Source organism: Actinomycetospora callitridis (assembly GCF_028737265.1).
In the GTDB taxonomy this organism is placed as follows: Bacteria; Actinomycetota; Actinomycetes; order Mycobacteriales; family Pseudonocardiaceae; genus Actinomycetospora; species Actinomycetospora callitridis.
This window is the reverse complement of sequence record NZ_JAQZAK010000004.1, coordinates 59345-85480: the sequence shown is the minus strand read 5'-3', so window position 1 is coordinate 85480 and position 26136 is coordinate 59345. Positions and strand designations below refer to the sequence as shown.

The window sequence follows — 26136 nt, the reverse complement described above, 5'->3', positions numbered from 1 at the left end:
GTTGAGGTTACCTCAGCAACCCACCACCGAGGAGTCGCCCCTTGCCCCGCCCTCCTGAACCCAGCCGCGAGACCCGTGCCCAGGACGCCGAGCTGGCGCGCCAGGTCTCCCTGCGCCGCGTCGCGCGCCTGTTCCGGCAGGACCGCAGGCCGCTGGCCGTCGTCGTCGCGGTCATCGTCGCGTCGTCGACCGTCGCCATGGCCTCGCCGTTCCTGCTCCGCGCCGTCATCGACGAGGCGCTCCCGCAGCGCGACCTGCGCCTGCTCGTCCTGCTCGCCGCCGGGATGATCGGCGTCGCCGCCGTCACCGCGGCGCTCGGCGTCGTCCAGACCTGGATCTCCACCGGCGTCGGTCAGCGCGTCATGCACCGTCTGCGCACCGACGTCTTCGCCCACCTGCAGCGCCAGTCGCTCGGCTTCTTCACGCGCACCCGCACCGGCGAGGTGCAGTCGCGCATCACCAACGACATCGGCGGCATGCAGACCGTCGTCACGTCGACGGCGACGTCGATCGCCGCCAACCTCACGACCGTCGTCGCCACCGCCGTCGCCATGGTCGCCCTGTCCTGGCAGCTCGCGCTGGTCACCCTGGTCGTGCTGCCGCCGGCCGTGCTCGTCAGCCGCCGCGTCGCGCGCATGCGCCGCGAGCTGACCGCGGCACGCCAGCGCGAGCTCGCCGACCTCAACGTCACCATCGAGGAGGGCCTGTCGGTCGACGCCGCCGCGCTGCACCGCACGCTCGGCACCGGCCCCGCCCTCGTCGAACGCTTCACGTCGTCCTCGGCCCGCCTCACCGACCTCGAGCTGCGCTCGCAGCTGGCCGGACGCTGGCGCATGGCCACGATGGGTGTCGTCTTCGCGGCCATCCCGGCCCTGATCTACGTCGGCGCCGGTCTGCCCTGGACCGTCGGCACGCTCTCGATCGGCACCCTCGTCGCCTTCACCTCGCTGCAGGCGGGGATCTTCCGGCCGCTCTCGGGGCTGCTCGACGTCGGCGTCCAGGTGGCCAGCTCGCTGGCGCTGTTCGCCCGGATCTTCGAGTACCAGGACCTGACGGTGGACATCGCGGACCCGGACGAACCCGTCTCGCTCACCGACGTGCGCGGCGACCTGCGCATCGAGGGCGTCACCTTCACCCACCCCGGCGGCCACCGCTCCGCGCTCGACGACATCGACCTGACGGTGCCCGCCGGCACGACGCTCGCGCTGGTGGGGGAGACCGGGTCGGGCAAGACGACGCTCGGCGCGCTCGTCGCCCGCCTCCACGATCCCGACGCCGGGCGCATCACGATCGACGGTGTCGACCTGCGCGACCTGCGGCTGGCCGACCTCGCCGGCGTCGTCGGGGTGGTGAGCCAGGAGACCTACCTCCTGCACACCACCGTGCGCGAGAACCTGCGCGCGGCCAAGCCGGACGCGACCGACGCCGAGATCGAGGCCGCCGCCCGCGCGGCCCGCATCCACGACGTCGTCGCCGCCCTGCCCGAGGGCTACGACACGATGGTCGGCGCCCGCGGCCACCGCTTCTCCGGGGGCGAGAAGCAGCGCATCGCCATCGCCCGCACGCTCCTGCGCGACCCGCGGGTGCTCGTCCTCGACGAGGCCACCAGCGCGCTCGACACCGAGACCGAGCGGGCCGTGCAGCTCGCGCTCGACGACCTCGCGCGGCACCGCACCACCCTCACCATCGCGCACCGCCTGTCGACGGTGCGTCACGCCGACCGGATCGCGGTGCTCGACCACGGCCGGGTCGTCGAGACCGGCACGCACGCCGAGCTGGTGGACCGCGAGGGGCGCTACGCGGCGCTCGCGGCCTGATCCCGGGAACACGGAAGCCCGCCCCGACCAGGTCGGGGCGGGCTCAGTTGGTGGGACGGGTCAGCGAGCGGCGCGGTCGATCCAACGGGGGTCGACACCGTTGCGGTGCTGCTCGATGCGGCGGAGCCGCGTGCGCGCCTGATGGGTCAGGCCATCGAGGCGGTCGAGGAGCTGGCGCAGCTCGGAGAGCTCGACGTCGAGGGCGTCGACCTCGGATTCGGGCGTGGTGCGTGCGGGCACGGCAACCTTCGTTCGGGTGCGGTGTACGGGGTACGTCCGGACCGGTCGGACACTACCGGATCGATCCAGACGCCATCCAGCCTACGCCGTTCCTGTCACCTGGTTGCGCACCACCGTTCTCGTCTCCGTCACCTTCGTCACCTCCGTGCCACGCCACGGACCACCTGGGCGACCAGGGTGCGGGCCAGGTCCTCGGTCAGCGGCTGATCGGGGATGAGCAGCCGGTGGTAGCAGGCGCCCCACAGCTGGTCGACCACCGCTTCGGCGTCGACGTCGTCCCGGAGCTCGCCGCGGTCGCGCGCCTGCTCGATCGCCGTGACGGCGAGCGCCCGACGCGGCGCGGAGTAGTGCTCGCGGTAGGCCGCGGCGAGCTCCGGGTCGGTCTGCGCCGAGCCGATCAGCTCGGCGATCACGCGTCCCGCGGGCGTCTGCGTCATCAGTCGGACGAACGCCGTGAGCTGGTCGGTGAGGTCGGCGGCGATGTCGCCGGTGTCGGGGAACGCGAGCGTGCTCTGCACCGAACGGAAGTAGGCCTCGAGGGCGAGGGCGCCGCGCGACGGCCACCACTTGTGCAGGGTGGTCCGGCTCGCGCCCGAGATCGCCGAGATCCGTTCGAAGGTGAAGCCGGCCATGCCCTCGGCGAGCAGGAGCTCGCCCGCCGCGGCCAGCACCTCGCCGCGCACCTCGTCGGCCGGGCGCCGGCCCCGTCCCCGGGGCCGGCGCTGGTCGTCCACGACCGGCGATGCTAGCGATCTCCGGGTCATGCCCGGACGTGCAGCAGGTCGTCGAGGCCGATCCGGCGGTAGAACTCCGTCCGCACGCGGTCGCCGACGGCGTTGACGACCTCGGCGCCGTCGTCGGCCGGGTCCACGTGCACGCGGAAGGGCCGCTGTCCCGCGGGGGTGTCGACCACGCGGACGATCGTGCGGGCGACCTCGGTGGGGTCGGCGTCCGGTGGGGCCAGCTCGGCGAGGCGCGCGCCGACCTGGTCCAGGAGCCCGGCGTACCGCTCCTCGTAGGCGGCGGCCACGGGTGCGTCGGCGGCCTGCCCGGCGTGCGCGAAGTGGTTCGTGCCGCTGGTGAACGAGCCGGGCACGACGATCGAGGTGTCGATCCCGAACCGGGCGAGCTCGGCGGCATAGCTGACCGCCAGCGAGTCCATCGCCGCCTTGGCCGCGAAGTACGGCGCGAGGTAGGGCGGGGTGCCGCCGCGGGTGCTCGTCGACCCGACCCACAGGACCAGGCCGTGGCCCTGGGCGCGCAGGTGGGGCAGCGCGGCGCGGTTGACCCGCTGGGTCGACACGACGTTGGTGTCGTAGACGCTCGCGAGCTGCTCGGGGGTGAACGCCTCCGTGGGGCCGAGCACCATGTGCCCGGCGTTGTGGACGACGACGTCGAGACGTCCGGCCTCGGCGACGACGCGGGCGATCGCGGCGTCGACGGAGTCCTGGTCGGCGACGTCGAGCTCGACGGTGCGCAGGTCCGCGCCCTGCTCGGCCGCAAAGGCCGCGGCGTCGGCGACGGCGGGTGCGTTCCGGCCGGCCGTGTCGCGGATGCCGGCGTAGACGGTGGGGCCGGCGCGGGCGAGCTCGCGGGCGCTCATGGCCCCGAAGCCCCTATCGGCGTGCTGTATTGAACTGCGCCGGTGATGACGATGATCTGGTGCACGTCAGGTCCTCTCAGGCGAGTCCGCCGTTGGCGAACAGGGTCTGGCCGTTGACCCAGCGGGCGGGTCCGGCGAGGAAGGCGACGGCCTCGGCGATGTCGTCGGGCTGCCCGAGGCGCTCGAGCGGCGCGGCCTCGGCGAGCCCGGCGACCTGCTCCTCGGTCTTGCCCTCGAGGAACAGCGGGGTCGCGGTCGGGCCGGGAGCGACGGCGTTGACGGTGACCTCGCGGCCGCGCAGCTCCCGGGCGAGGACCGGGACGAGGGCCTCTACGGCGCCCTTGCTGGCGACGTAGGCGCCGTAGGTGGGGAACGACAGCCGCGTCACCGACGTCGAGAACGCGACGATCGCGCCACCGGTGCGGACGCGGCGGGCGGCCTGCTGGGCGACGACGACGGTGCCGCGGATGTTGGTGCGGTGCATGCGGTCGAGGTCGTCGAGGTCGAGCTCCGCGATCGGCGCCAGGACCATGATCCCGGCGGTGTTGACGACGACGTCGATCCCGCCGAACGCCTCCTCGACGGCGTCGAACGCGGCCTCCATCTCCGCGGGCTCCGCGACGTCGCCGCCGACGGCGATCGCCCGGCCGCCGGCCGCCTCGACGGCGGCGACGACCTCCTCGGCCCGGGCCTTGTTGCCCGCGTAGTGGACGGCGACGGCCATGCCGTCGCGCGCCAGTCGCTCGGCCACCGCGCGGCCGATCCCGCCCGAGCCCCCGGTGACGAGGGCGACGCGAGTGCTGCTCATGGGTACCTCCGGTGTGGATGTGGACGCTGTGTCCATATAGAGAGAACCACGAAGAGAACAGACTGTCCATATCGAGGGGAGTGGTCCGTGTCACCACCCCGGCAAGGGGTCGTCCCGGCCCGGCGGCCGTCAGTCCGCGGCGACCTCGAGCAGCGTCCCGCCGGTGAGGGCGACGAGCTCCTCGGCGGTGGTCGGGAACATCGAGTGCTCGTCGCCGGCGCCGGCCCAGACCGTCGGGTAGGCGGTCAGCGCCACGTCGACGAGGCAGGGGAGCGGTGCCGGGTGACCGACCGGCGCGACCCCGCCGACGTGCTGGCCGGTCGCCCGCAGGACGGTGTCCGGGTCGGCGCGCTTGACGCGACGCTTCGCGACGCCGAGGTGGGCGGCGAGGCGCCGGGGGTCGACGCGGTGCGCGCCGGAGGCGAGCACGAGGACCGCCCGGGCGTCCTCGCCGGCGGTGAAGACCAGGCTGTTGGCGATCGCGCCGACCTCGCAGCCCAGCTGCTCCGCGGCGGCCGCGGCCGACGGGACCGGGGTGTCGAAGGTCCGGATCTCCCGCGGCGACCCGGCGGCCTCCAGGGCCCGCTCGACCGCGTCCCGGCCGGTGACGTCGTGCGTGCTCACGGCGCCGGAGGGTACGAGGCACCCGCACGCCCGGCCGCATGGACCGTCCGGCCTTCCCGGCTGGGCCCAACGGCCCCGTTTGCCGGATCGTCGCGCAGGGCCATCCTGATGTTCATGACCACGACGACCCGTCGCGCCTCCGCTCCGCGCGCCCGCATCCGGGACCGGGGCCAGGTCGATGCGCTGGTCCTCGCTGCGCTGGCCGACGCCCCGCGACGTCACGACGAGATCGCGGACCGCCTGCGCGAGCAGGCCGGTGGCACCCTCGACATGCCGCTCTCGCGCCTCGTACCGACGCTGCACCGGCTCGCCCGCAACCGCCTGGTGTCCCGCCAGTCCCGCGACCCCCGTCGCTACCGCCTCACCGACACCGGCCGACGCTCGCTGACCGCCCGCCTCCGCGCCGCCGACTCCTTCGCCGACGCGGTGCACAGGCTCGCCGACGGGTCGGGGGACTGACCTCGGCCGCTTCCTCCCGTTGGCCTGTCGGTGTGCGGGCGCCTGTCGCCGTGGTGCGCGAACCCCACCGCGAAGTCCTCGGGTCGCTCGACCTTCCGCACTGCCCACCCGTGTTCGGCGGGCGCGACGGGCCCGCAAGAAGTCTCCGTCTTGGGTTCCCTCGAAGCGGCCGTGACTGTCAGGGGTCCGTTCTCGAATCGAACACATGAGCGAACGGGGTGTGGGGACGGCAGAGCGCGCGGCGCTCGACCGTCTCCATGCCCGGGTGGTCGCCCTCCGGTGCGAGCAGTACCGGCTGCTCGAGGACGTCGCGCGGGCTGGAGCGGCTCGGGGTGGCGGTGGCGACCGGGAACCGCACCACGGAGCGGTTGCTGCAGGACTCGTTGCGGATCGACCTCAATGACGCCCGCCGGCTGGTGGGCGAGTCCGAGGACCTGACGCCGCAGCTGTCGCTCCGGGGTGAGCCGCTGCCGGTGCGGATGCCGAACACCGCGCGGGTGATGGCCGAGGGTCTGGTCGACGACGACCACCTCGAGATCATCCGCAAGGCGATGGCGCGGCTGACGAAGGCCGAGAACGTGGACCCGTGGGACCTGGTCGACGCGGAGCGCATCCTCGCGGACGAGGCCACGCGGTTGCCGCCCCGCGCGTTGGACAAGGTCGCGAAGCGGCTGCTCGACCATCTCGATCCCGACGGCGCCGCGCCGGACGAAGGCGCGGACCGGTGGGACGAGCTGTACGTGACCCGCCGCCGGGACGGATCGCTGGTGATCAAGGGTCGGTTCCGCGACCCGGTGGACGCGGAGCTGATCTGGGAGGTCTTCGACACCCTCGCGACACCGACCGGCCCGGACGACGACCGCGACCGCCCGACCCGCAACGCCTCCGCGCTGAAGGACCTGGTCGAGGACGCCGCCGGGCCGGGTGGCCTCGCGGCCGAGGCGCGCCGCGAGCGGGCGGCCGAGCCGGACACGGAGCCCGAGGGCGATGACGCCGGCGACGACCCCGCTCAGGAGGCCCTGATCCCCGAGCCGGCCCGATCCGATGCGCCCGCGCCGACCGCCGAGGCGCTGCGGAGCCCGGGCCGGCCGCTGCTGACGATCACCATGGATCTCCGGTGGCTGCAGCTGGCGATCGGACACGGCACGCTCGACTCCGGCGCCTGTCCGACCCCGCCACGATCCGCCGGTGGGCCTGCGATGCCGAGATCGTGCCGATGGTGCTGGGCTCGAAGTCGGAGCCGTTGGACATCGGCCGACGCTCCCGCCTGGTCCCGGACGCGATGCGCCGGGCGCTGACCTTCCGCGACGGCGGCTGCGCCTTCCCCGGCTGCACGCGCCGACCGCGGCGTTGCCACGCCCACCACGTCGAGCACTGGGCGGCGGACGAGGGTCCGACGTGCCTCGAGAACCTGACGCTCCTCTGCCGCCATCACCACCAGGTGATCCACCACGGCCACTGGACCGTGCAGATGATCGACGGGCTCCCGTGGTTCACGCCCCCACGATGGGTCGACCCCGAGCGAAGACCCCGACCCGGCGGACAACGCCGACTTCTCTCCCACTAGCCCCGGCGCCCTTGCCGGGGTGCGGTCCAGGCCTGCCATGGTCGGCGTCGCCCGCCGTGACCGTGGACGTGATGATTCACGAGACCGCGATCGGTGTGCGCCCGGCGTCGAGGGGGAGGTGTCGTTGGACGAGGACGGAGCGTCCATCCCACGGGACGGCGAGGGAGTCGGCCTGGAGGTCGGGGAGGAGGTCGGCGAGGAGGTCGGCGAGCTCGCCGACGGGCGGACGATCCGGTTCTTCTCCTGGGTGACTCAGGGGGACGTACGGGGGGAGGACGCGTGAGCGAGCGCCGCTACGACCCCACCCACGGCGAGTGGGTCACCTTCGCGACCGACCGCCAGGACCGGACCTACAAGCCGGCGGCCGCCGCCTGCCCGCTCTGCCCGACGCCGCCGGGTCGGACATCGGCCTGTCACGAGCCCACCGAGGTCCCACGCGAGCACTTCGAGATCGCGGTGTTCGACAACCGCTTCCCGTCGCTGTCACCGCACCCGCCCGCGCCCGCGATCCCCGGCACCGACCTCGTCCCGGTCGAGCCGGCCTACGGGCACTGCGAGGTCGTGGTGTTCACCGACGACCACCACGCGACGCTCGCCGACGTCGGCGTCGCCCGGGTGCACCTGCTCGTCGAGGCCTGGGCGCGCCGGGTCGCCGACCTCGGCGCCGACCCCGGCGTCCGCTACGTGCTGCCGTTCGAGAACAAGGGCGAGGCGGTCGGCGTGACGCTGCACCACCCGCACGGCCAGATCTACGCCTACCCCGACGTGCCGCCCCGCCCGGCGCGCGAGATCGCCGCCGCCCGCGCCCACCACGACCGCACCGGCCGGTGCGTGTTCTGCGACGTCGTCGCGGCCGAGGCCGGCGGGGTGCGCGAGGTCGTCGCCGGCGAGCACTTCGTGGCCGGCGTCCCGCCCTGGGCGCGCTTCCCCTACGAGGTCGACATCTGGAGCCGGGCGCACGTCCCGTCGCTGCCCGACCTGACCCCGGAGGCGCGCGCGGACCTCGCCCGCGTCCTGGCGCGGGTGCTCGCCGGGTACGACCGGTACTTCGGCGTCGCGACGTCCTACCTGATGGGTGTCCACGGAGCGCCCACCGACGGCGCCGACCGCGACGTCACCCACCTCCACCTCGAGATCTGCCCGCCGCACCGGGGCGGCGGCAAGCTGAAGTACCTCGCCGGGTCCGAGACGTTCGGCGGCGCGTACCTCACCGACGTCGCGCCCGAGGTGGCCGCCGAGCGGTTGCGGGCGGCCTGCGCGGACGCGACGGTGCCGGCGTGAGCGCCGCCAGTGCCGACCGGACCGACCGGGACGTCGGGCAGACCTTCCGCGACGCCCTCGGCCGCGACCCCGACGGCGTGTTCTCGGCGCCGGGGCGGGTGAACCTCATCGGCGAGCACACCGACCACAACGAGGGCCACGTGCTGCCCTTCGCGATCGACCGGCGCTGCCGGGTCGCCGCCGCCGCGCGTGCCGACGGCACCGTGACGGTGCGCTCCACACAGGAGCCCGACGACCTCGTCACCACCACGCTCGACGCGCTCGCCCAGGCTCGGGGCTGGTCGGCCTACGCGCTGGGGACGGTGTGGGCGCTGCGCGAGGAGGGCCTGCCGGGCGCGGGGTGGGACCTGGTGGTGGACGGCGACGTCCCGCTCGGCGCGGGGCTCTCGTCGTCGGCAGCGCTGGAGTCCGCGGTGGCGCTGGCCGTGGCGGAGCTGACCGGCAGCGACCTCGACCGCCACACCCTGGCCCGCGCCGGGCGCCGCGCGGAGAACGACATCGTCGGCGCACCCGTCGGGATCATGGACCAGGCGGCGTCGCTGATGTGCCGCGAGGGCGCGGCGCTCCTGCTCGACTGCCGCACGCTCGAGGCCGAGCACGTCGCGCTCGGGCTGGAGGAGCACGGGCTCGTGACGCTCGTGGTCGACACCCGGGTGCGCCACGACCTCGCCGACGGCGGCTACGCCGACCGCCGCGCCGCCTGTGTCGCCGCCGCGGAGGCGCTCGGCGTCGATGCCCTGCGCGAGGCGACGCCGGCGATGCTGGACCGGCTGGACGGGACGCTGCTCCGGCGCGCCCGCCACGTCGTCACCGAGCAGGCGCGGGTCCACCGCGTCGTGGAGCTGCTGCGAGCCGGCCGCCCCGCGGAGGTCGGGCCCGAGCTGACCGCGTCGCACGCCTCGCTGCGCGACGACTTCGAGGTCTCGGTGCCGGCGCTCGACGCCGTGGTGGAGACGGCCCTCGAGCACGGGGCGCTCGGGTCGCGTCTGGTCGGCGGCGGCTTCGGTGGCAGCGCGCTCCTGCTCACCCCGGCCGCCGCCGCCGAGGACATCGCCGAGGCCGTGACGCGCCGGGCCGCCGTCGACGGCCACCCCGAGCCGGTGGTGCGCGAGGTCCACCCGGCCGGCGGCGCCCGGCGGGAGCGCTGAGCGGGCCGGGGTGAGGAGTCGGTCTCACGCCGACAGGACGCCGCACGCGGCCGGGTAGTCACCCGGGATGCCCCCGCACCCCGTCCTCCTGCCGCCGGCGGGCCGCCCCGTCGCGGTCGTGGTCCCCGGCCTGGGTCTGACGGCCGCGTCGTACGGGGGACTCGTCGACGCGCTCGGCGTCGCCGTCCCCACGGCGGTCGTCGCCCTGCCGTCCATGGGACTCCGCGCGGAGTCGGGCGCGGCGCTGGACCCGGAGTCGTCGGCCGACGACCTCGCGCGGCGCCTGGACGCGCACGGCCTCGCGGACGGGCCGCTGGTCCTGGTCGGGCACTCGGCGAGCTGCCAGGTCGTGGCCGAGCTGGCCCGGCGTCACCCGCACACGGTGCGCGGCCTCGTGCTCGTCGGCCCGACCGCCGATCCGCGCATGTCGCCCCGGCGCCGCCTGGTCGTGCGCTGGCTGCGCACCGCGGCGCGGGAGGACCCGCGCCGCGTGCCGGGCATGCTGCGCTCCTACGCGACGACCCGGCTGTCCGGCTTCGCCCGTGCCCTGCGCGCCGCCCGTCGCCGCGACCTGCGGGCCACCCTCGCGGCGACGACGGTGCCGGTGCTGCTGGTGCGCGGCCCGCACGACCACCTCGCCCCGACCGGCTGGCTCGACGCGCTCGCCGCGACCCGCCCGGGGATCGAGGTCGTGACCATCACCGAGGGGGCGCACAACCTGCCTCAGACCCGTCCCGCCGAGCTCGCCCGGCACATCGTGACGCTCACCCGCCGCGTGTGCCGGGAGGCGTCGACGGGGTAGACGCCGACCATGGCCGCACCGTCAGGACCCACCCGCATCACGATGACCGAGGGCGGGCCGTTCCTCGTCGAGGGCCCGGTCGAGCTGGAGCTGCCCGACGGGACGACGGTGACCAGCGAGCGGCCGGTCGTGGCCCTGTGCGCCTGCCGGCGGACCAAGCGCTACCCGTTCTGCGACACCAGCCACCGGCGGAAGATCCGCCCGGCTCAGACCGCCGAGAGTGCCCGCGACACGAACGACGACTCCCCGGACGACCAGGCCGCCGTGAGGTGATCGGCGAGCCGGTCCTCGAGCAGGGTCGACGCCTGGATGCCGAGCACGACGTCCGCGGCCAGCTCCGGCTCGGACTCGAGCAGCCCGGCGATGAGGTCCCGGCGCACGAGCTGCTCGTGCACCGCGTCGGCCTCGACGTGCTCGGCGTAGAACGCCGTCACCTCGTCCGGCAGGCCCAGCCGCTCGATCGCGCGCACGAGCCGCGCCGACCCCGGCGGTGACGTGATCTCGATGAGCGCGAACTGGCCCACCGACGCCCCGCGCCACCGGCGGTGCAGACCGAACAGCGACATGATGTTGACGGTCGCGAGCGTCTCCGCGGGCGCCACGTCGAGGTAGGCGCCGTAGGTGGTGTCGAGCCCGAGGCCGGCCATCATCTCCGCGTAGATCCGCGCGTGCACCCGCTCGGGCCGCCCGGCGCCGTACTCGTCGTGCTCGACGGTCATCAGCGACGCCTTCGCGCGTCCCTCGACGCCGTCGAGCCGCGGGATCACCCAGGCCTGAGGGTCGGCCTCCTTGAGGTGGTAGAGCGAGCGCTGCGCGACGTACTCGTCGAGCTGCCAGCGCTCGCCGTCGCGGGCGAGGTGCCACGAGGGCCCGCTGCCCTCGACGGGCTCGACGAGCAGGGCGTCGACGGCCGCCTCGACGTCGTCGCCCCCCGAGACCTGCGCCCGGACGGCACCGAGGAACAGGTCCTCGAGGTGGCTGCGCAGGCCCAGCAGATCGGGGTCCCACTCCAGCGCGTCGTCGACGCCGTCGAACGACCGGTAGTGCAGCTCGTAGCAGCAGTACAGCGCGAGCTGAAGGTCCTCACCCAGGGGTTCGGCGTCGGGACGCCAGGGCAGGTCCGACGCCGGCCGACGGCCGGAGAGCACGTCGAGCACGGCGGTCGAGACCGGTCCTCGGGGACGGGGCAGGACGGGCACGGAGCGCTCCTTCACATCGACAGCGTTCGAGGTGGTACCCGATCGGGTCGCCGTATCCGACGGATCTCGCACGTGATGTCCGAGACCCCTTGCGCCGACCTCCGGTCGGGTAACGCCTGCCCCTGGGTCGACGCCGACGTCGGCGACCGGCGCGCCTCCCGCGGCGCCCGCGACCCGACTCGCCACCACCGAGCCGAGCCGAGGAGCCCATGACGACCGTCGCCCCCGACCCCCGCAGGACCTCGCCCGCGTCCCCCACCGAGATCCGGCCGCACCACCAGGTGCTGCGTGTGCCCGGCGTCTATCCGGTCCAGCGTGACACGTGGCTGCTCGCCGACGTCCTGCGTCGCGAGCTGACCGACCACGGCTGCGGCCCCGCGCGGGCGTGCCGGGTCCTCGAGCTGGGCGCCGGTGCCGGGGCCCTGTCGGTGGTCGCCGCGGGGGTCCCGGGGACCGACGTGACCGCGGTCGACGTCTCGCGCCGGGCGCTGCTCTCGACCCGCCTCAACGCCCTGCGGCACGGACGCCGGGTGCGCGTGCGCCGCGGTGACCTGACGGCGCCGGTGGCGGGGGAGCGGTTCGACGTCGTCGTCTCCAACCCGCCCTACGTGCCCGCCGCCACCGACGACCTGCCCGAGCACGGGCTCGCGCGGGCCTACGACGGTGGGCGCGACGGGCGCGCGGTGCTCGACCGGGTGTGCGACGAGGCGCCTCGGGTCCTGCGCCCCGGCGGCCGGCTGCTCGTGGTGCACTCCTCGCTCAACGACCCGGCCGTGACCGTGGCCCGGCTCCGCGAGCAGGGCATGGACGCCGAGGTCGTCGTGCGCCACGAGCACCCGTTCGGCCCGGTCCTCACCGCGCGCCACAGCCTGCTGCGCGAGCGCGGCCTGGTCGCGGACGACCAGAGGACCGAGGAACTCGTCGTCGTGCGCGCCGTCGTGCCGCCGCTGACCCAGCCCGTCACCCAGCCCACCACCCAGCCCACCACCGAGCGCTGAGGAGCGAGACCAGATGCACCACCAGATCGACGTGACCGTGCCGGCCGCGGCGACCGACGAGGTGCTCGGGGCGCTCGAGGACCACGACGGCGTCCTCGCGCTGACCCTGCAGCGCGGCGGGTCCCTCAAACCCGCGGGCGACGTGCTGTCCCTCCACGTCCTCAACCGCTCCATCGACGCCGTCCTGGCCACCGTGGAGCGCGCCCGGGAGCACGGGCCGGTCACCGTCGCCACGGTGCGCACCGAGAGCGTGGTGGCCACCGGCGCGCAGGAGGCCATCGAGGACGACGCCGACGAGTCCCCGTGGGAGGAGTTCGAGCGGACGCTGCGCCACCACGGCCGCATGAGCGTCAACTACCTCGTGCTCATGGGCCTCGGCGGCGCGATCGCCGTCGCGGGCCTGCTGTCCCCGCCGGTGCCGCAGGCCCTGGCCCTCGCCGCGTCGGCGATCATCGCCCCGGCCTTCGAGCCCGTCGCCAAGCTGGGCCTCGCCCTGATCCGCGCCGACCTCTACCGCATCCGGCGGGCCCTGGTGTCCGTCCTCGTCGGCTACGCGATCCTCGCCGCGGCGGGCGGCGTCGCGTTCCTCGTGCTGCGGGCACTGGGCCTCGCGAAGCCCGGCGTGCTCGCGAGCAGCGAGGGCGTCCACATGGTCATGGACCCCACGGCTGCCGACTGGCTCGTGGGCGCGGGCGGCGCGCTCGCGGGGCTGGTCATCATCACGTCGTTCCGCGAGGCCGTCCTCGCCGGCGCCCTCATCGCGCTGGCGCTCGTGCCGGCCGCGGGCCTGATCGGTGTCGGGCTCGCCGCCGGGGACCTCGCGGTCGCGCTCGGTGGCCTCAAGCGCGCCGCCGCGGACATCGGCCTCGTGGTGGTGCTCGGCGGGGTGGTGGTGCTGGTCAAGGACCGCATCCACCACGGCCACCGCCGACCGCTGGCGTGAGTGCTCAGCTCTGCTCGTCCTCGTTCTCGTTCTTCTGCGCACTCGGCACCGCGTCCGGGTAGGGCAGCGGGCCGGGCGGTGGCTCGACGATCCGGGCGCTCGAGACCATCAGGATGATGAACCCGAGGACCGCCAGGACCCCGAAGAGGACGAGGTCCGGCGTGTTGAGGTCCAGGAACGTGGCGTTGCCCGTGTTGACGCTGTACGCCGCGCCGAACACGAACAGCAGGAGGTAGGCCACGGCCTGGAGGCCGGCGAAGCGCCGCAGGAGGCTGCGCGACTTCAGGGAAGCCACCGCGAGCACGGCGGTGACCAGCAGCAGGACGCTGTTGGCGGGGTTGAGCCGCAGGGCGAGCACGGTGTCCGGCACCTGGGCGGTGAAGCCCGCGCCCCAGGACGTGACGAGGCCGGCGACGCCGAGGGCGGCCAGCACCACCGCCTCGCCCGCGACGAGCGACGTCGCGATGCGCCCCAGCAGTCCCTCGTGGGGTACGGACGGAACGGGGTTGCCCTGGTCGTCACGCCCCGCCGGGGCGTAGGGCCCGGAGCCACGACCGGTGCGGTCGTGCTGCTCCGGGGTCCGCTGCGCGTCGGGGTTCGGAGGTTCGCGGTGGGCATTCGACGGGTCCGACATGGCCGTCGGGATGCCCACCGCACCCCCTTCGGACAACCTCTCCTCAGGCGAACTGGCTGGACTCGGTCGAGCCCTCCATGGCGCCCGTGGAGCCGTGCGGGTCGACGGCGAGCGCGATCTGGTCGAAATAGCCCGCGCCGACCTCGCGCTGGTGGCGCGTCGCCGTGTAGCCGTTCTCCTCGGAGGCGAACTCGGCCTCCTGCAGGTCGACGAACGCGGTCATGTCCCTCTCCGCGTAGCCGCGGGCCAGCTCGAACATCGAGTGGTTCAGGGCGTGGAACCCGGCCAGCGTGATGAACTGGAACACGTAGCCCATCGCGCCCAGCTCCCGCTGGAACTTGGCGATCGAGCTCTCGTCCAGGTGCCGCCGCCAGTTGAACGACGGCGAGCAGTTGTAGGCCAGCATCGCGTCCGGGTGCTCGCGGTGCACGGCCTCGGCGAACTCGCGGGCCTCGTCGAGGTCGGGGGTCCCGGTCTCCATCCACAGCAGGTCCGCGTACGGCGCGTACGCGTTCGCCCGGGCGATCACCGGTCCCATGCCGGACTTCACGCGGTGGAAGCCCTCGGCGGTGCGCTCCCCGGTGAGGAAGCGCCGGTCGTCGTCGTCGACGTCGGTGGTGAGCAGCGAGGCGCCCAGGGCGTCCGTGCGCGCGACGACGAGGCTCGGCACCCCGGCCACGTCCGCCGCGAGCCGTGCGGCGTGCAGGGTGCGCAGGTGCTGGCTCGTCGGCACGAGCACCTTGCCGCCCATGTGGCCGCACTTCTTCTCCGAGGCGAGCTGGTCCTCGAAGTGCACGCCGGCGGCGCCGGCCTCGATCATCGCCTTCATCAGCTCGTAGGCGTTGAGCGCGCCGCCGAACCCGGCCTCGGCGTCGGCGACGATCGGCAGGATGCGGTCCGGGTCGGGCTCCTCGCCCTCGGCGACCAGGATCTCGTCGTTGCGGCGCATCGCGTTGTTGAGCCGGCGCACCATGGACGGCACGGAGTTCGCGGGGTACAGGCTCTGGTCGGGGTAGGTCTCGCCGGCGAGGTTCGCGTCCGCGGCCACCTGCCACCCCGAGAGGTAGACGGCCTGGAGGCCCGCCTTGACCATCTGCACGGCCTGCCCGCCGGTCATCGCGCCGAGCGCCCGCACCGGCTCGTCACCGTGCAACAGGTCCCACAGCCGCCGCGCGCCGTGGTCGGCGAGCGTGTGCGTCTCGGGGAGGCTGCCGCGTAGGGACACGACGTCCTGCGCGGTGTGTACGCGGCGCACGCCCGCCCATCGCGGGTCCTGCGCCCACTGCTGTTCGAGGTCCTCGGCGGTCTGGGTCATCACGAATCCACTCCCTCCCGGCCGCGGTGGCCGGAGCTCCGTACTGGACCGGTTGCCGGAGTGTCGACAGGGCCGATGGGCCCTGTAGTTGCCGTCCCCGGGAGGACGGCAAACGCCTCCGTGGGTCGGGTAGATCGTCGCGGCGCGGTCGCGACGCAGGTCACGGGCCGGTTGTACGGCTCACACCGGGTCCGGCCGCCGTCGGATGAATAGGCACCGCGCCCGGCGGATAGCCCAGAGGTGACCGGCCGGTAGGCCGCGAACACACGCACATAACTGATGAGTTCGAGGAGAAGTGTGAGCAACCGGAACCACATGATCGCCCAGCTGCGTTCGATGCTGCAGCTGACCCAGACCGAGGTCCAGGTCGCGCGTATCCGCGTCACCCAGGCCCGGACCGAGGCGGTGCGCAAGGAGCTCACGGAGAACGCCCGCAACGCCGAGCGGCGCACGCACGAGATCACCGCCGAGCTCCAGCGTCTGGGCGGCGTCGCCGACGTCGTGTCCCCGCTGGTCGGGCGCGTCGGCGCCGTCGTCAAGGCGACCGTCGAGCAGGCGGGCCCGGTCGACGAGGCCCTTCTCGGCGACCTGACGCTGGAGCACCAGCTCCGCGACCGCTCGGTGTACCTGCGTGGCCTCGCCGAGGCCGCGAAGGACAGCAACGTCCGTCGGCTGGCCGAGCGCCTCGAGAAGGCCCACGCGGCCACCATCGAGTGGCTGACCACCGTGCTCGCCGAGCACGCCCTGGGTGGGCCCCCGGCGCTCCAGCCGACCCCGTTCCAGATGGTCGCGGGTGGCGCCACGCGCGCCGTCTCGCTGCCGGTGAACTTCGCCCGTGAGCAGGTCAGCCGCTGGGCGGCGCGCCTGCAGCAGCGTGGCGAGCAGGTGCGTGGTGTCGTCACCGACACCGCCGAGCGCGCCGCGCGCTTCGGCGAGGACGCCCGCGACGTGGTCGTCACCGGCCGCGACGCCGCGCTCGACCGTGCCGAGGAGGTCAGCCGCCGTGAGGGGGCGACCGACACCGCGGCGGCGCTGCACGAGGCCCGCACCCGCCTCGGGGCGCTGCACGCCTCGGAGCTGCCGATCCCGAACTACGACGACCTCGGCGTGAACGACGTCGTCTCGAAGATCAAGCAGCTGGACGAGGTCGAGGACCTCAACAAGGTCATCGTCTACGAAGAGGCGAACAAGAACCGCTCGGGTGTCGTCTCCGCCGCCCAGACGCGTCACGCCGCGCTGGCCCAGGAGGTCGTCGGCATCCGCTAGAGCGGACCCCGACAGCACACCCCGCGGACCGGCCGTCCCGACGGTCGGTCCGCGGACGTGTGTCCGGAGATCGGAGGGTCGCCGTGCCCGCGTTGGAGATCGTCTCGAGCGTCGCGCAGACGCTGTCGCCCCTGCTCTACGCCGCGTTCATCGTGGTGATCTGGTTCCAGCTCCGCGCCGCGCGCGAGTCGGTGCGGGAGGTGCGCCAGGAGTTCCTCGCCGGGGGCCGCCCGGTGGTCGCCGTGCACGACGAGTTCGACCACGGGACCCGGGCCCTGAGCCTCGCCGTCGAGAACGTGGGCCAGGGGCCGGCCAAGAACATCACGTTCGAGTTCTCGTGCCCGATCGAGAGCTCCGACGGGGTCGAGATCTCGGGCCTTCCCCTGTTCACCATCGGGTTGACCTCGCTGTCACCCGGGGCGCGCATCACCTGCTTCTGGGACGACCTGGACGACCAGATGACGTTCCTGCGCAAGAACGGGCTCGAGGGCGAGGACTTCCACGTCACGGTGCGCTACACCGACCTGCCCGGGGCGCAGTACTGGAACACCTGGGACATCCAGCCCGCGATCTACGAGGGCCTGCGCGCGCCCACGCGCCCTGCGCAGCACGCCCACGACCAGGCGGGCGAGATCACCGACACGGGCGGCCCCTCGGAGCCCAGGGGAGAGCCGGCCATGGCCACGACCTCCACGGGCGCGACCGAGGGCACCTGAGGCGCGGGTCCCTCAGCCCTTGACCGCCCCCACGATGGCGGCGACGAGCAGCACCAGCGCGAGTACGAGCAGCGCCACGGGGGAAAGGACCGCGAGGAGGATCAGCGCGAGGGACAGCCAGATCTTGGTGCCGGTGCTCATCGCGCCGAAGGCACCCTTGAGCGCGGCGATGACCGGGTTCTTGCCCTCCATCTTGGCGAGGACGCCCTTGATCAGGGCGTTCGCGCCCACCCCGGTGGGCATGCTGCCCGAGACGGCGTCGGCGGCCATGTCCCCGAGCTTGTCGGAGAGCTCCTCCACCTTGACGACGGCCGCGCCCGCCAGCTTGTCGAGCGCCGCGATGGCCACCTGCTTGAGCCGGTCCCCGGCGGAGGGCATCTCCCCGGCGGAGGGCATCTCCGCTGTCGGCTGAGGGGCCTCCGCGAGTGCGGGGGCCTGCGGAGCCGGTCGATCGTCGACGGCGGCCGCAGCGGTCATGGTGTGTGTCCTCCAGGCAAGGGAGCGGCCCTCGGGTGGACCGCTCGGAACGCAGGTGTCAGTCGTCCTGGCCGGCGTCGCCGGCCAGGCCCCGCGCGAGCGCGATCCCGTCGCGCATGCCCTCGGCGTAGGAGCGCGTCTCGCGCTCCTCGACCGTCGGGTCCTGCGCCGGCTCGCTCTCGATCAGGGTGGTGAGGACCTGCTCGACCTCGGCCACACGTCCGGCCTCGATCAGTTGCTGCAGGCCGCTCAGGACCTCATCGGTCTTCTGCGACGTCTTCGCCACGGTGGGCCTCCTTCGTCGGCGGGCCTGTTGTGCGCAGCCAATCAGTAGCGCGGCCCCGGGGGACAGCGCCGCCACGGCGTTGGGCCCCGATGGCCGGTCGAGTTCGGCCGTTCGACCCGCGGGTGTGGACCGCCCGGCTCACTCTCCTGACACCGGGTCACCGGTTCTGCACGTGCTGGAATCCGAAGCGGCCCTTGATGCAGAGGTGGCCGTGGGTGACGGAGTGGTCGGACGGGCTCGTCACGTTGACGATCTCGTTCTGCTGGACGTGCAGCTCGAGGTTGCAGCCGACCCCGCAGAACGAGCAGATCGTCGTCGTGACGGTCTCCTCCTCGGGATGCCAGTCGTCGGCCTCGCGCAGCTCGTGCTCGCGGACCGAGACGAGCGCCCCGGTGGGGCACACGCCGATGCAGTTGCCGCAGTAGACGCACGCCGAGTCGGGGAGCTCGACGTCGAACTCCGTGGCGATGCGGGCGTCGAACCCGCGCCCGGCCGCGGCGATCGCGAACGTGAACTGGGCGTCCGTGCCGCAGGCGTTGACGCACTTGTAGCACATGATGCAGCGCGAGTAGTCCCGCACGTAGAGCTCGTTGTCGATCTTCACGGGCTGCTGCACGGTGGCCGCGGTGGCCCCGTCGGGAGCGTCGTGGTGCCCCGCGTGGCGACGGTCGCGCTCGCCCGCGGCGGCCGGGGGTGCGGGCGGGCCGTAGCGCGCGGCGTCGACCTCGTACTCGCGGATCCAGCGCTGCACGTCCGCGCTCGCGCGGTCCATGTCCACCGACGACGTGAGCAGCTCGAGCACCATCCGCCGGCTGTGGCGGACCTTCTCGGTGTCGGTGCGCACCTCCATGCCGTCCTCGCACTTGCGCGCGCACGACGGCACGAGCGTCCGCGAGCCCTCGACCTCGACCACGCAGACCCGGCACGCGTTGATGGGGTCCATGTTCGGTGCCCAGCACAGCGTGGGGGTGTCGGCCTGGGCCGGCGTGCCCTCGTCGTGCAGCGCGTCGAGGATCGTGGCGCCCTCGGGCACCCGGACCTCGCGGCCGTCGAGCTGCAGCGTCACCCGCCGCTTGATCGTCCCGAGCATCACCGGGCCGCTGCTGAGGCGCTCCTCGGCGGTGCGCGTGGGCGCGGCGGGATCGATGACGGTGGGCCCGACCGGCGACGACGGATGGGTGTCGCCGTCGGTGCGCTCGCCCGGCGGCGGACCCTCCTCGAGAGCCGTCCCGATCGCCGCGCCGCCGACGGCCTCGTTCGCGCCGTCGATCGTCTCGTCGACCGGCGCGCTCGAGCCGCCGCCGGGACCGGCAGGGCCCTTGCCCGTGGTGGTCATCAGGTGGGCACCTTTCCGTTGCGGGCCCCGTTGCCAGCCCCGTTCGTGCTCGGCCGGTCGAGCAGCCCGAGCTGCAGCGCCGACGTGATCGCCGCGGGCGCGGTCTGGCCGAGGCCGCAGATCGAGGCGTCGCGCATCACCCGCGCCAGGTCCTCGAGCAGCGCCATCTCGGTCTCCCGCGAGCCGATCGGCGCGTCGCGCTCCAGGCGGGCCAGGGCCTCCTCCTGGCGCACGGTGCCGACACGGCACGGCACGCACTGGCCGCACGACTCGTCGCGGAAGAACGCCGCGATCCGCCGCAGCGTGCCGGTGAGGTCGGCGTGGCTGTCGAAGACGAGGACGACGCCCGAACCGAGCGTCGCGCCGATGTCGCGCGCGCCCTCGAGGGTGAGGACGACGTCGAGGTCCTCGGGCATGACGAACCCGCCCGCCGCGCCGCCGAGCAGGATCGTGCGCAGCTCGCCCCGGACGCCGCCGGCGAGATCGAGCAGCTGGCGCAGCGTGGTGCCGAAGTCGACCTCGTAGACGCCCGGCGCACCGACCGCCCCGGACAGGCAGAACAGCTTCGATCCGGTGGAGCGCCCGCCGCCGACCTCGGCGAACGACTGCCCACCGATGCTGAGAACCTCGAGGACGTTGTAGAGCGTCTCGACGTTGTTGATCGCCGTCGGCTTGCCGAACAGCCCGGACACGCTGGGGAACGGCGGCTTGTTGCGCGGCTCGCCGCGGAACCCCTCGATCGACTCGAGGAGCGCGGTCTCCTCCCCGCAGATGTACGCCCCGGCGCCCCGGCGCAACTCGATGTCGAAGGCGAAGCCCTCGCCCATCACGTCCTCGCCGAGGTAGCCGCGGGCGCGGGCGGCGTCGATCGCGGCGATGAGCCGGCGGGTGGCCAGCGGGTACTCGCCGCGGATGTAGAGGTAGCCGACGTGCGCGCCGGTGACGTAGCCGGCGATCGTCATCGACTCGACGAGCGCGAACGGGTCGCCCTCCATGAGCACGCGGTCCTTGAACGTCCCGGGCTCGGACTCGTCGGCGTTGCACACCAGGTAGTGCGGGCGCTCGGGGGCGCCGGCGACGCCCTTCCACTTCACGCCGGTGGGGAACGCGGCGCCGCCGCGGCCGGTGAGCGACGAGTCCTCGAGCTCGGTGATCACCCGCGTCGGACCCATGTCGATCGCGCGGCGCAGCGCCGCGTACCCGCCGTGGGCCCGGTAGTCGTCGAGGCTCCCCGGGTCGACGACGCCGACCCGGCGCAGGAGCCGCAGCGGGCCCCCGCCCGGGAGCGTGCCGCCCGGCCCGGTCTGCGGAGCGCTGACCCGGGTGTCGCCGAAGGCGGCGTCGGCCTGGTCGGCGGCCTCCGCACCGGGCGCGCGCGTCGTGGCCAGCACGTCGTCCGCGGCCGCCGGGGCCTGGCTGAGGTCGGGCTCGCCGGCGCGCTGGTGGAGCACCGCGGGCGCGCGCTCGCACAACCCCAGGCAGGGGCTGCGCACCCAGCACGCGTCCTGTCCGGTCCCCTCGGGGCCGAGCGCGTCGGTGAGCGCCGTGGCGATGTCCTCGCCGCCGTACGGGCCGCAGGCGACGTCGTCGCAGACGTGGACCACCCGCGGCGCCCGCGGCTCGACCGTGAACATCGCGTAGAACGTGGCCACCCCGTAGATCTCCGCGGGCGGCACGGACAGCGTGCGGGCGATGTGGTTCAGCGCGCCCTCGGAGATCCACCCCGTGGCGTCCTGCGCCGCGTGCAGCACCGGCAGCAGCAGGTGCCGCCGGGCCCGCGCGTCGTGGCCGGCGTGGGCCGTGCGCATGGGCCGGTCGTCGTGCACCGTCGGGTGGGCGAGCCCGGCGAACGCCCCGTCGATGGCGTCCCGCTCGAGGGCGGTGGGCTCGGCCTGCGAGAGGTGCAGGTCCATCCGTCAGCTCCCCGCTGCCGGCAGCGGGCGCGGGTGGGCGGCCGCCATGGCGTCGATCTTCTCGACACGGACGGCGGTGGCCTTGAACTCCGAGGTCCCCGACTTCGGGTCCCACGCGTCGTTCGTCAGCACGTTGACGTCGACCTCCTCGCTGAAGTGCGGTGTGAACGACGCGAGCCCCGGACGCAGGGACGGGTCGATGCCGATCGGTGCCTCGACCGCGCCACGACGGGACACGACGCGCACCCGCTCGCCGTTCTCGATGCCCAGGCGGGCGGCGTCCTCCGCGTCGATGCGCAACGACTCCGGCCTGCGCATGGGGGAGGCGTAGCCGCCGGTCTGCACGCCGGAGTTGTAGGCGTCGAGCAGCCGGACGGTGGTCAGGCGGATCGGGAACTCGTCGTCGAGGACGTCGACGGGCGCCACGTGCTCGACCGCGGTGAACGGCGCCGGCGTCCCGCGATCGGCGGGGTCGTCGGCCCAGAGCCGCGCGTGCATGAGCGGCGTGCCGGGGTGGTCGAGCGACGGGCACGGCCACTGGATGCCGCCGAGCTCGTCGAGGCGCTCGTAGCTCATCCCGGCGTGCCAGTTGAGCGACACCGAGCGCAACTCGTCCCACACCTCCTCCGCGGTGGGCTCGCCCCAGTCGTGCCCGAGCTTCGTGGCCAGCGCGCAGATGGCGTGGGTGTCCGGGCGCGCGAGCCCCGGCGGGTCGATCGCCTTGCGGACGCGCTGCACGCGCCGCTCGGAGTTCGTCACCGTGCCCTCGTACTCGCACCAGTCCGCCGTCGCGGGGAACACGACGTCGGCGAGCTCCGCGGTGGCCGTGCGGAAGATGTCCTGCACGATCAGGGTGTCCAGGCCCTCGAGCATGTGCCGGGCGTGCGTCGCGTTGGCCTCGGACTCCGCCGGGTTCTCCCCGATGCAGTAGAGGGCCTTGAGCTCGCCGCGCTCCATCGCCTCGAACATCTGGGACAGGTGCATCCCGGGCTCGCGCGGGTAGTCGTCGGTGCCCCAGACCGAGGCGAAGCGGGCGCGGGCGTCCTCGTCGTGGACGTCGTAGCCCCCCGGCAGCTTGGCCGGGATGGAGCCCATGTCACCGCCGCCCTGGACGTTGTTCTGCCCGCGCAGCGGCACCAGGCCGGACCCGTAGCGGCCCACGTGCCCGGTGAGCAGCGCGAGGTTGATCAGCGCGAACACGTAGTCGGCCGCGTTGTGGTGCTCGGTGATGCCGAGCGTCCAGCAGATCTGCGCACGGTCGGCGCGGGCGTAGGCGTGCGCGAGCTCGCGGATCGTCGCCGCCGGGACGCCGGTGATCTCCTCGCCGCGCTCCAGCGTGTACGGCTCGACCGTCGCCCGGTACTCCTCGAACCCCGTGGTCGCGCGCTCGACGAACGCCTCGTTCACCAGCCCGGCGTGGATGATCTCGCGGCCGACCGTGTTGGCCAGCGCGATGTCCGTGCCGACGTCGAGCCCGAGCCAGGCGTCGGCCCACTGCGCGGTCGAGGTGTGGCGCGGGTCCACGGAGTACATGCGGGTGCCGCGGCGGATGCCCTGCAGCACGTGGTGGAAGAAGATCGGGTGGGTCTCCCGCGCGTTGGAGCCCCACAGGATGATGAGGTCGGCGTGCTCCGCCTCCACGTAGGCGGAGGTGCCGCCGCCGGCACCGAACACCGTCGTCAGACCGACGACACTGGGAGCGTGTCAAGTGCGGTTGCAACTGTCGACGTTGTTGCTGCCCATCACCACCCGCGAGAACTTCTGCGCGGCGTAGTTCATCTCGTTCGTGGCCTTCGAGCAGCTGAACATCCCGAAGGCGTCGGCGGGCACGCCGCGCAGGCCGGCGGCGGCGCGCTCCAGCGCCTCGTCCCAGCTCGCCGGCCGCAGCTCGCCGTTCTCGCGGACCAGGGGTTCGGTCAGCCGGACGTGGCGGGGCCTACGAGTGCGCATGCCGAGCTCTCCTTCACCGACGGTGTCGTCGTCGTCACCACTGTAGGTGGCGTTGCGAGCCCCGTCACACGGCGCGTCCCGGCCGTCGGAACACGCGACGGGGCCGCGATCCGTCCGCACCCGGAACGTCGAGGGCGCTGGCCTGTTTGGGGGACACCTCTGTCCGGGAAACGAGGAGCTGCCGATGCAGCGAGGCATACGTGTCCAGGAGGAGTCATGGCCGGTAACCCGAAGGTCGAGCAGGTCGTCGAGCAGGTCCGCGGCCTGAACGAGCAGATCATGAGCCGCGCGCGCCAGGGCGGCGAGGAGTCGCTGCGCGCGTACAAGGAGCTGCTCGAGAACGTCGCCGAGGCCGAGGAGGCCGCCGGGAACCGCACGGCCGAGTGGGTGCAGGCGTTCGCGCGCGCCCAGGCGTCGTTCACCCGCGAGCTCGCCACGGCCTTCCCCGCGCTGCTCGAGCGCCTCGGATCGGGCCTGGGCAGCGTGGCCGGGACCGCGGCGGACCAGGCGCGCAAGGTGCCCGGCGCCGAGACCGCGGAGGGCGAGGCCAAGGGCGCGGTGTCGGTGGAGGACGACCTGCCGATCAAGGACTACGACGACCTGAACGTCGGCGACGTCACGGTGAAGCTCGAGGGGCTCTCGGCCACCGATCTGGGCAAGGTCGACGCCTACGAGCGCCGCACCAAGAACCGCAAGACGGTGCTCGACAAGATCGCCAGTCTGCGGTGACGGGCCCACTCGCACGTTTCGGGGGCGCCCGTCGTCGTCAAGACCGTCGGGCATGAGCAGCAGCGAGCAGCCCCCGCCCCAGGAACAGTCCTACCCCGGCAGCACCGGGTCGATGGACCCCGAGCCGAACGACGAGATGACCGGCTACGTCGGGCGCGACCTGCTGGCCGGCCGGAAGGCGCTGATCACCGGCGGCGACTCCGGCATCGGGCGCGCCGTCGCCGTCGCCTTCGCCGAGGAGGGCGCCGACGTCGCGCTGGCCTATCTCAACGAGGGCGACGACGCGTCCCACACGAAGAAGCTCGTCGAGGCCCGGGGCCGTCGCTGCGTGTGCCTGCCCGGCGACCTCGCCGACCGCGACCACTGCCGTCGCACCGTCGAGCGCGCCGCCGACGAGCTCGGCGGGCTCGACATCGTCGTCAACAACGCCGCCACCCAGGAGCCGGTCGGGTCGCTCGAGGAGCTCTCCGACGAGCAGTGGGCCCGCACGTTCGACGTGAACATCCACAGCTTCTTCTGGGTCACCAAGGACGCGCTGCCCTACATGGGGGAGGGCTCCGCGATCATCAACACGGGCTCGGTGAACGGGCTGCGCGGCAACAAGTCGCTCATCGACTACTCGGCGACGAAGGGCGCGGTGCACGCGCTGACGTACTCGCTCGCGCAGGTGCTGCTGCCGCGCGGCATCCGCGTGAACTGCGTCGCGCCCGGCCCGGTGTGGACGCCGCTGATCCCGGCGACGATGCCCGAGGAGAAGGTCGACTCCTTCGGGGCCCAGGCCCCCATGGGTCGCCCCGCCTCGCCCGACGAGATCGCGCCGTCCTTCGTGTTCTTCGCGTCGGACCGGATGTCGTCGTACTACACCGGCGAGGTGCTCGCACCCATCGGCGGGGAGACGCTGCCGGGCTGAGGCACGCCCCACCGATATCGGTCGCGGGCGGCCGGGTAGCCGACCGCATGAAGGTCGTCTACGTGTCCTACCCGTCGTCCGACGCCGTCGACGTCGACGTCCCCGCCAGTGCGGATCGAGCCCTCGGGCTGCGCGAGTTCCTGTCGGAGCGCGGCCACGAGCTGGTCACGACCACCGACACCGGCGAGGGGCTCGACGCCGAGCTCTCCGACGCCGAGGTGCTGATCACGACGCCGTTCTGGCCCGTCTACCTCGACGAGGAGCGCGTGTCGAAGGCGTCGAACCTCAAGCTGGTGATCACGGCGGGCATCGGCTCCGACCACACCGAGCCCGAGACCGCGAAGCAGCACGGCGTCACCGTCGCCGAGGTCACCGGCAGCAACGTCGTCAGCGTCGCCGAGCACAACGTCCTGCAGATCCTCGCGCTGGTCCGGAACTTCGTGCCGGCCCACACCGAGGCCCGCGAGGGTGGCTGGGACGTCGCGAAGATCGCCGGACCGTCGCACGACCTCGAGGGCAAGACCGTCGGCATCGTGGGGCTCGGGGCCATCGGTGCCCGCACCGCGCTGCGGCTCAAGGGCTTCGACGTGCGGATGCTGTACTACGCCAACCACCGGCGCTCGGCCGGCGAGGAGGCCTCGCTGGGCGTGCGGTACGCCCGCCTCGACACCCTGGTCGCCGAGTCGGACGTCATCTGCCTGGCCCTGCCGCTGATGGAGGGCAGCCAGGCGCTGTTCGGTCCGGAGCGCCTGAAGGCGATGAAGCCCGGTTCCTGGCTGGTCAACACCGCCCGCGGCGCCATCGTCGACCGGGACGCGCTGGTCGAGGCGATCGGGTCCGGGCACCTCGCGGGCTACGCCGGCGACACCTGGTACCCCCAGCCGGCGCCGGCCGACCACCCCTGGCGCTCGCTGCCCGAGGGCGCGGAGGCCATGACCATCCACTGCTCGGGGATGACGCAGGAGGCGCAGGCCAGGATCGCCGAGGGCGTCCGGGAGATGCTCGAGGCCCACCTCGACGGCCGCCCGGTGCCCGACGACTTCGTGGTCGTCGACCCGGCGGCCTGACCCCACGTGCGTGATCTTCTGAGCTATGGCTCAGAAGATCACGCACGA

General features: G+C 73.6%; 28 protein-coding genes. 15 read left to right on the top strand and 13 right to left on the bottom strand.

Translation table 11 applies throughout. The annotated features are described in order from the left end of the window. Positions 1-41: 41 nt before the first annotated feature. Complete coding sequence (locus tag PH191_RS14805) at positions 42-1817, top strand: ABC transporter ATP-binding protein (protein ID WP_274195388.1); 1776 nt, start codon at positions 42-44, stop codon at positions 1815-1817. Positions 1818-1877: 60 nt separating this feature from the next. Here the strand turns inward: PH191_RS14805 and PH191_RS14800 are convergent, their stop codons facing one another. The 5 genes from PH191_RS14800 to PH191_RS14780 all read right to left on the bottom strand — a co-directional run bounded on the left by PH191_RS14800 (position 1878) and on the right by PH191_RS14780 (position 5092). Continuing rightward, a complete protein-coding gene (locus PH191_RS14800) occupies positions 1878-2057 on the bottom strand; it encodes a hypothetical protein (RefSeq protein ID WP_274195387.1) in 180 nt (59 codons plus the stop codon). Between the two features lie 137 nt (positions 2058-2194). Next, positions 2195-2791 carry a TetR-like C-terminal domain-containing protein gene (locus tag PH191_RS14795; RefSeq protein WP_274195386.1) on the bottom strand — a complete coding sequence of 199 codons (597 nt, stop codon included), beginning with the start codon at positions 2789-2791 and terminating at the stop codon, positions 2195-2197. Positions 2792-2817: 26 nt separating this feature from the next. Then, positions 2818-3690 (bottom strand): SDR family oxidoreductase, encoded by an 873-nt coding sequence (locus tag PH191_RS14790; protein WP_274195832.1) that lies wholly within the window; start codon positions 3688-3690, stop codon positions 2818-2820. Between the two features lie 46 nt (positions 3691-3736). Then, positions 3737-4468 carry an SDR family oxidoreductase gene (locus PH191_RS14785; protein WP_274195385.1) on the bottom strand — a complete coding sequence of 244 codons (732 nt, stop codon included), beginning with the start codon at positions 4466-4468 and terminating at the stop codon, positions 3737-3739. 129 nt (positions 4469-4597) lie between these two features. Next, on the bottom strand, positions 4598-5092 hold the full coding sequence (locus tag PH191_RS14780) for a YbaK/EbsC family protein (RefSeq protein WP_274195384.1): 495 nt from the start codon (positions 5090-5092) through the stop codon (positions 4598-4600). Positions 5093-5206: 114 nt separating this feature from the next. Between PH191_RS14780 and PH191_RS14775 the strand changes: the two genes are divergently transcribed. The 7 genes from PH191_RS14775 (at position 5207) to PH191_RS14745 (ending at position 10622) form a co-directional block, all read left to right on the top strand. After that, positions 5207-5551, top strand: a complete 345-nt coding sequence (locus PH191_RS14775; RefSeq protein ID WP_274195383.1) for a PadR family transcriptional regulator — start codon at positions 5207-5209, stop codon at positions 5549-5551. A gap of 338 nt (positions 5552-5889) precedes the next feature. Further along, entirely contained in the window at positions 5890-6849 is a 960-nt protein-coding gene (locus PH191_RS14770; RefSeq protein ID WP_337994063.1) for a DUF222 domain-containing protein, read from the top strand. A 393-nt stretch (positions 6850-7242) separates the two neighbouring features. After that, positions 7243-7401, top strand: a complete 159-nt coding sequence (locus PH191_RS14765) for a hypothetical protein (protein WP_274195381.1) — start codon at positions 7243-7245, stop codon at positions 7399-7401. Then, positions 7398-8399: a galactose-1-phosphate uridylyltransferase gene (gene galT, locus PH191_RS14760; protein WP_274195380.1), complete on the top strand. Its 1002-nt coding sequence runs from the start codon at positions 7398-7400 to the stop codon at positions 8397-8399. The genes PH191_RS14765 and galT overlap by 4 nt, the downstream gene beginning before the upstream one ends. Continuing rightward, on the top strand, positions 8396-9547 hold the full coding sequence (gene galK, locus PH191_RS14755) for a galactokinase (protein WP_274195379.1): 1152 nt from the start codon (positions 8396-8398) through the stop codon (positions 9545-9547). Before galT ends, galK begins: the two co-directional genes overlap by 4 nt. Before the next feature lie 67 nt (positions 9548-9614). Continuing rightward, the gene (locus PH191_RS14750) at positions 9615-10349 is read left to right on the top strand and encodes an alpha/beta fold hydrolase (protein ID WP_274195378.1); all 735 of its coding nucleotides are present in this window, start codon (positions 9615-9617) and stop codon (positions 10347-10349) included. A gap of 9 nt (positions 10350-10358) precedes the next feature. Next, entirely contained in the window at positions 10359-10622 is a 264-nt protein-coding gene (locus PH191_RS14745; protein WP_274195377.1) for a CDGSH iron-sulfur domain-containing protein, read from the top strand. Here PH191_RS14745 and PH191_RS14740 read toward each other — a convergent pair. Continuing rightward, the gene (locus tag PH191_RS14740; protein ID WP_274195376.1) at positions 10556-11548 is read right to left on the bottom strand and encodes an iron-containing redox enzyme family protein; all 993 of its coding nucleotides are present in this window, start codon (positions 11546-11548) and stop codon (positions 10556-10558) included. The genes PH191_RS14745 and PH191_RS14740 overlap by 67 nt on opposite strands. Before the next feature lie 209 nt (positions 11549-11757). Between PH191_RS14740 and PH191_RS14735 the strand changes: the two genes are divergently transcribed. Continuing rightward, a complete protein-coding gene (locus tag PH191_RS14735) occupies positions 11758-12546 on the top strand; it encodes a HemK2/MTQ2 family protein methyltransferase (protein WP_274195375.1) in 789 nt (262 codons plus the stop codon). A 13-nt stretch (positions 12547-12559) separates the two neighbouring features. Next, positions 12560-13489 (top strand): DUF389 domain-containing protein, encoded by a 930-nt coding sequence (locus tag PH191_RS14730; protein WP_274195374.1) that lies wholly within the window; start codon positions 12560-12562, stop codon positions 13487-13489. Positions 13490-13493: 4 nt separating this feature from the next. Here PH191_RS14730 and PH191_RS14725 read toward each other — a convergent pair whose 3' ends face one another. After that, positions 13494-14141 (bottom strand): DUF4383 domain-containing protein, encoded by a 648-nt coding sequence (locus PH191_RS14725; protein WP_274195373.1) that lies wholly within the window; start codon positions 14139-14141, stop codon positions 13494-13496. Between the two features lie 25 nt (positions 14142-14166). Next, complete coding sequence (aceA, locus tag PH191_RS14720; RefSeq protein WP_274195831.1) at positions 14167-15438, bottom strand: isocitrate lyase; 1272 nt, start codon at positions 15436-15438, stop codon at positions 14167-14169. A 297-nt stretch (positions 15439-15735) separates the two neighbouring features. Here aceA and PH191_RS14715 point away from each other — a divergent pair, with 297 nt between their 5' ends. After that, entirely contained in the window at positions 15736-16704 is a 969-nt protein-coding gene (locus PH191_RS14715; protein ID WP_274195372.1) for a ferritin-like domain-containing protein, read from the top strand. Positions 16705-16787: 83 nt separating this feature from the next. Then, positions 16788-17420 (top strand): hypothetical protein, encoded by a 633-nt coding sequence (locus PH191_RS14710; protein ID WP_274195371.1) that lies wholly within the window; start codon positions 16788-16790, stop codon positions 17418-17420. Between the two features lie 12 nt (positions 17421-17432). On the opposite strand, the gene PH191_RS14705 is transcribed toward PH191_RS14710, so the two are convergent. The 5 genes from PH191_RS14705 to PH191_RS14685 all read right to left on the bottom strand — a co-directional run bounded on the left by PH191_RS14705 (position 17433) and on the right by PH191_RS14685 (position 23382). After that, positions 17433-17897 carry a hypothetical protein gene (locus PH191_RS14705; protein WP_274195370.1) on the bottom strand — a complete coding sequence of 155 codons (465 nt, stop codon included), beginning with the start codon at positions 17895-17897 and terminating at the stop codon, positions 17433-17435. A gap of 58 nt (positions 17898-17955) precedes the next feature. Then, positions 17956-18183 carry a hypothetical protein gene (locus PH191_RS14700; RefSeq protein ID WP_274195369.1) on the bottom strand — a complete coding sequence of 76 codons (228 nt, stop codon included), beginning with the start codon at positions 18181-18183 and terminating at the stop codon, positions 17956-17958. A gap of 157 nt (positions 18184-18340) precedes the next feature. Continuing rightward, positions 18341-19519 carry a 2Fe-2S iron-sulfur cluster-binding protein gene (locus PH191_RS14695; protein ID WP_274195368.1) on the bottom strand — a complete coding sequence of 393 codons (1179 nt, stop codon included), beginning with the start codon at positions 19517-19519 and terminating at the stop codon, positions 18341-18343. Further along, positions 19519-21432: an NAD(P)H-dependent oxidoreductase subunit E gene (locus PH191_RS14690; RefSeq protein ID WP_274195367.1), complete on the bottom strand. Its 1914-nt coding sequence runs from the start codon at positions 21430-21432 to the stop codon at positions 19519-19521. Before PH191_RS14690 ends, PH191_RS14695 begins: the two co-directional genes overlap by 1 nt. Positions 21433-21435: 3 nt before the next feature. Next, complete coding sequence (locus PH191_RS14685; protein ID WP_274195366.1) at positions 21436-23382, bottom strand: molybdopterin oxidoreductase family protein; 1947 nt, start codon at positions 23380-23382, stop codon at positions 21436-21438. 216 nt (positions 23383-23598) lie between these two features. Here PH191_RS14685 and PH191_RS14680 point away from each other — a divergent pair, with 216 nt between their 5' ends. The 3 genes from PH191_RS14680 to PH191_RS14670 are packed head-to-tail and all read left to right on the top strand — an operon-like array spanning position 23599 to position 26088. Further along, entirely contained in the window at positions 23599-24111 is a 513-nt protein-coding gene (locus PH191_RS14680; RefSeq protein WP_274195365.1) for a hypothetical protein, read from the top strand. A 52-nt stretch (positions 24112-24163) separates the two neighbouring features. Then, positions 24164-25021, top strand: coding sequence for an SDR family oxidoreductase (locus PH191_RS14675; protein ID WP_274195364.1), 858 nt, complete (start codon positions 24164-24166; stop codon positions 25019-25021). A 47-nt stretch (positions 25022-25068) separates the two neighbouring features. Next, positions 25069-26088, top strand: coding sequence for an NAD-dependent formate dehydrogenase (locus PH191_RS14670; protein WP_274195363.1), 1020 nt, complete (start codon positions 25069-25071; stop codon positions 26086-26088). Positions 26089-26136: the final 48 nt, after the last annotated feature.

Excerpts from the sequence above, each read along its gene's own strand:
- PH191_RS14785 (WP_274195385.1), bottom strand. The coding sequence starts at position 4,468 with ATGAGCAGCACTCGCGTCGCCCTCGTCACCGGGGGCTCGGGCGGGATC.
- PH191_RS14775 (WP_274195383.1), top strand. The coding sequence starts at position 5,207 with ATGACCACGACGACCCGTCGCGCCTCCGCTCCGCGCGCCCGCATCCGG.
- PH191_RS14750 (WP_274195378.1), top strand. The coding sequence starts at position 9,615 with ATGCCCCCGCACCCCGTCCTCCTGCCGCCGGCGGGCCGCCCCGTCGCG.
- PH191_RS14745 (WP_274195377.1), top strand. The coding sequence starts at position 10,359 with ATGGCCGCACCGTCAGGACCCACCCGCATCACGATGACCGAGGGCGGG.
- PH191_RS14735 (WP_274195375.1), top strand. The coding sequence starts at position 11,758 with ATGACGACCGTCGCCCCCGACCCCCGCAGGACCTCGCCCGCGTCCCCC.
- PH191_RS14730 (WP_274195374.1), top strand. The coding sequence starts at position 12,560 with ATGCACCACCAGATCGACGTGACCGTGCCGGCCGCGGCGACCGACGAG.
- aceA (WP_274195831.1), bottom strand. The coding sequence starts at position 15,438 with ATGACCCAGACCGCCGAGGACCTCGAACAGCAGTGGGCGCAGGACCCG.
- PH191_RS14705 (WP_274195370.1), bottom strand. The coding sequence starts at position 17,897 with ATGACCGCTGCGGCCGCCGTCGACGATCGACCGGCTCCGCAGGCCCCC.
- PH191_RS14695 (WP_274195368.1), bottom strand. The coding sequence starts at position 19,519 with ATGACCACCACGGGCAAGGGCCCTGCCGGTCCCGGCGGCGGCTCGAGC.
- PH191_RS14690 (WP_274195367.1), bottom strand. The coding sequence starts at position 21,432 with ATGGACCTGCACCTCTCGCAGGCCGAGCCCACCGCCCTCGAGCGGGAC.
- PH191_RS14680 (WP_274195365.1), top strand. The coding sequence starts at position 23,599 with ATGGCCGGTAACCCGAAGGTCGAGCAGGTCGTCGAGCAGGTCCGCGGC.
- PH191_RS14675 (WP_274195364.1), top strand. The coding sequence starts at position 24,164 with ATGAGCAGCAGCGAGCAGCCCCCGCCCCAGGAACAGTCCTACCCCGGC.
- PH191_RS14670 (WP_274195363.1), top strand. The coding sequence starts at position 25,069 with ATGAAGGTCGTCTACGTGTCCTACCCGTCGTCCGACGCCGTCGACGTC.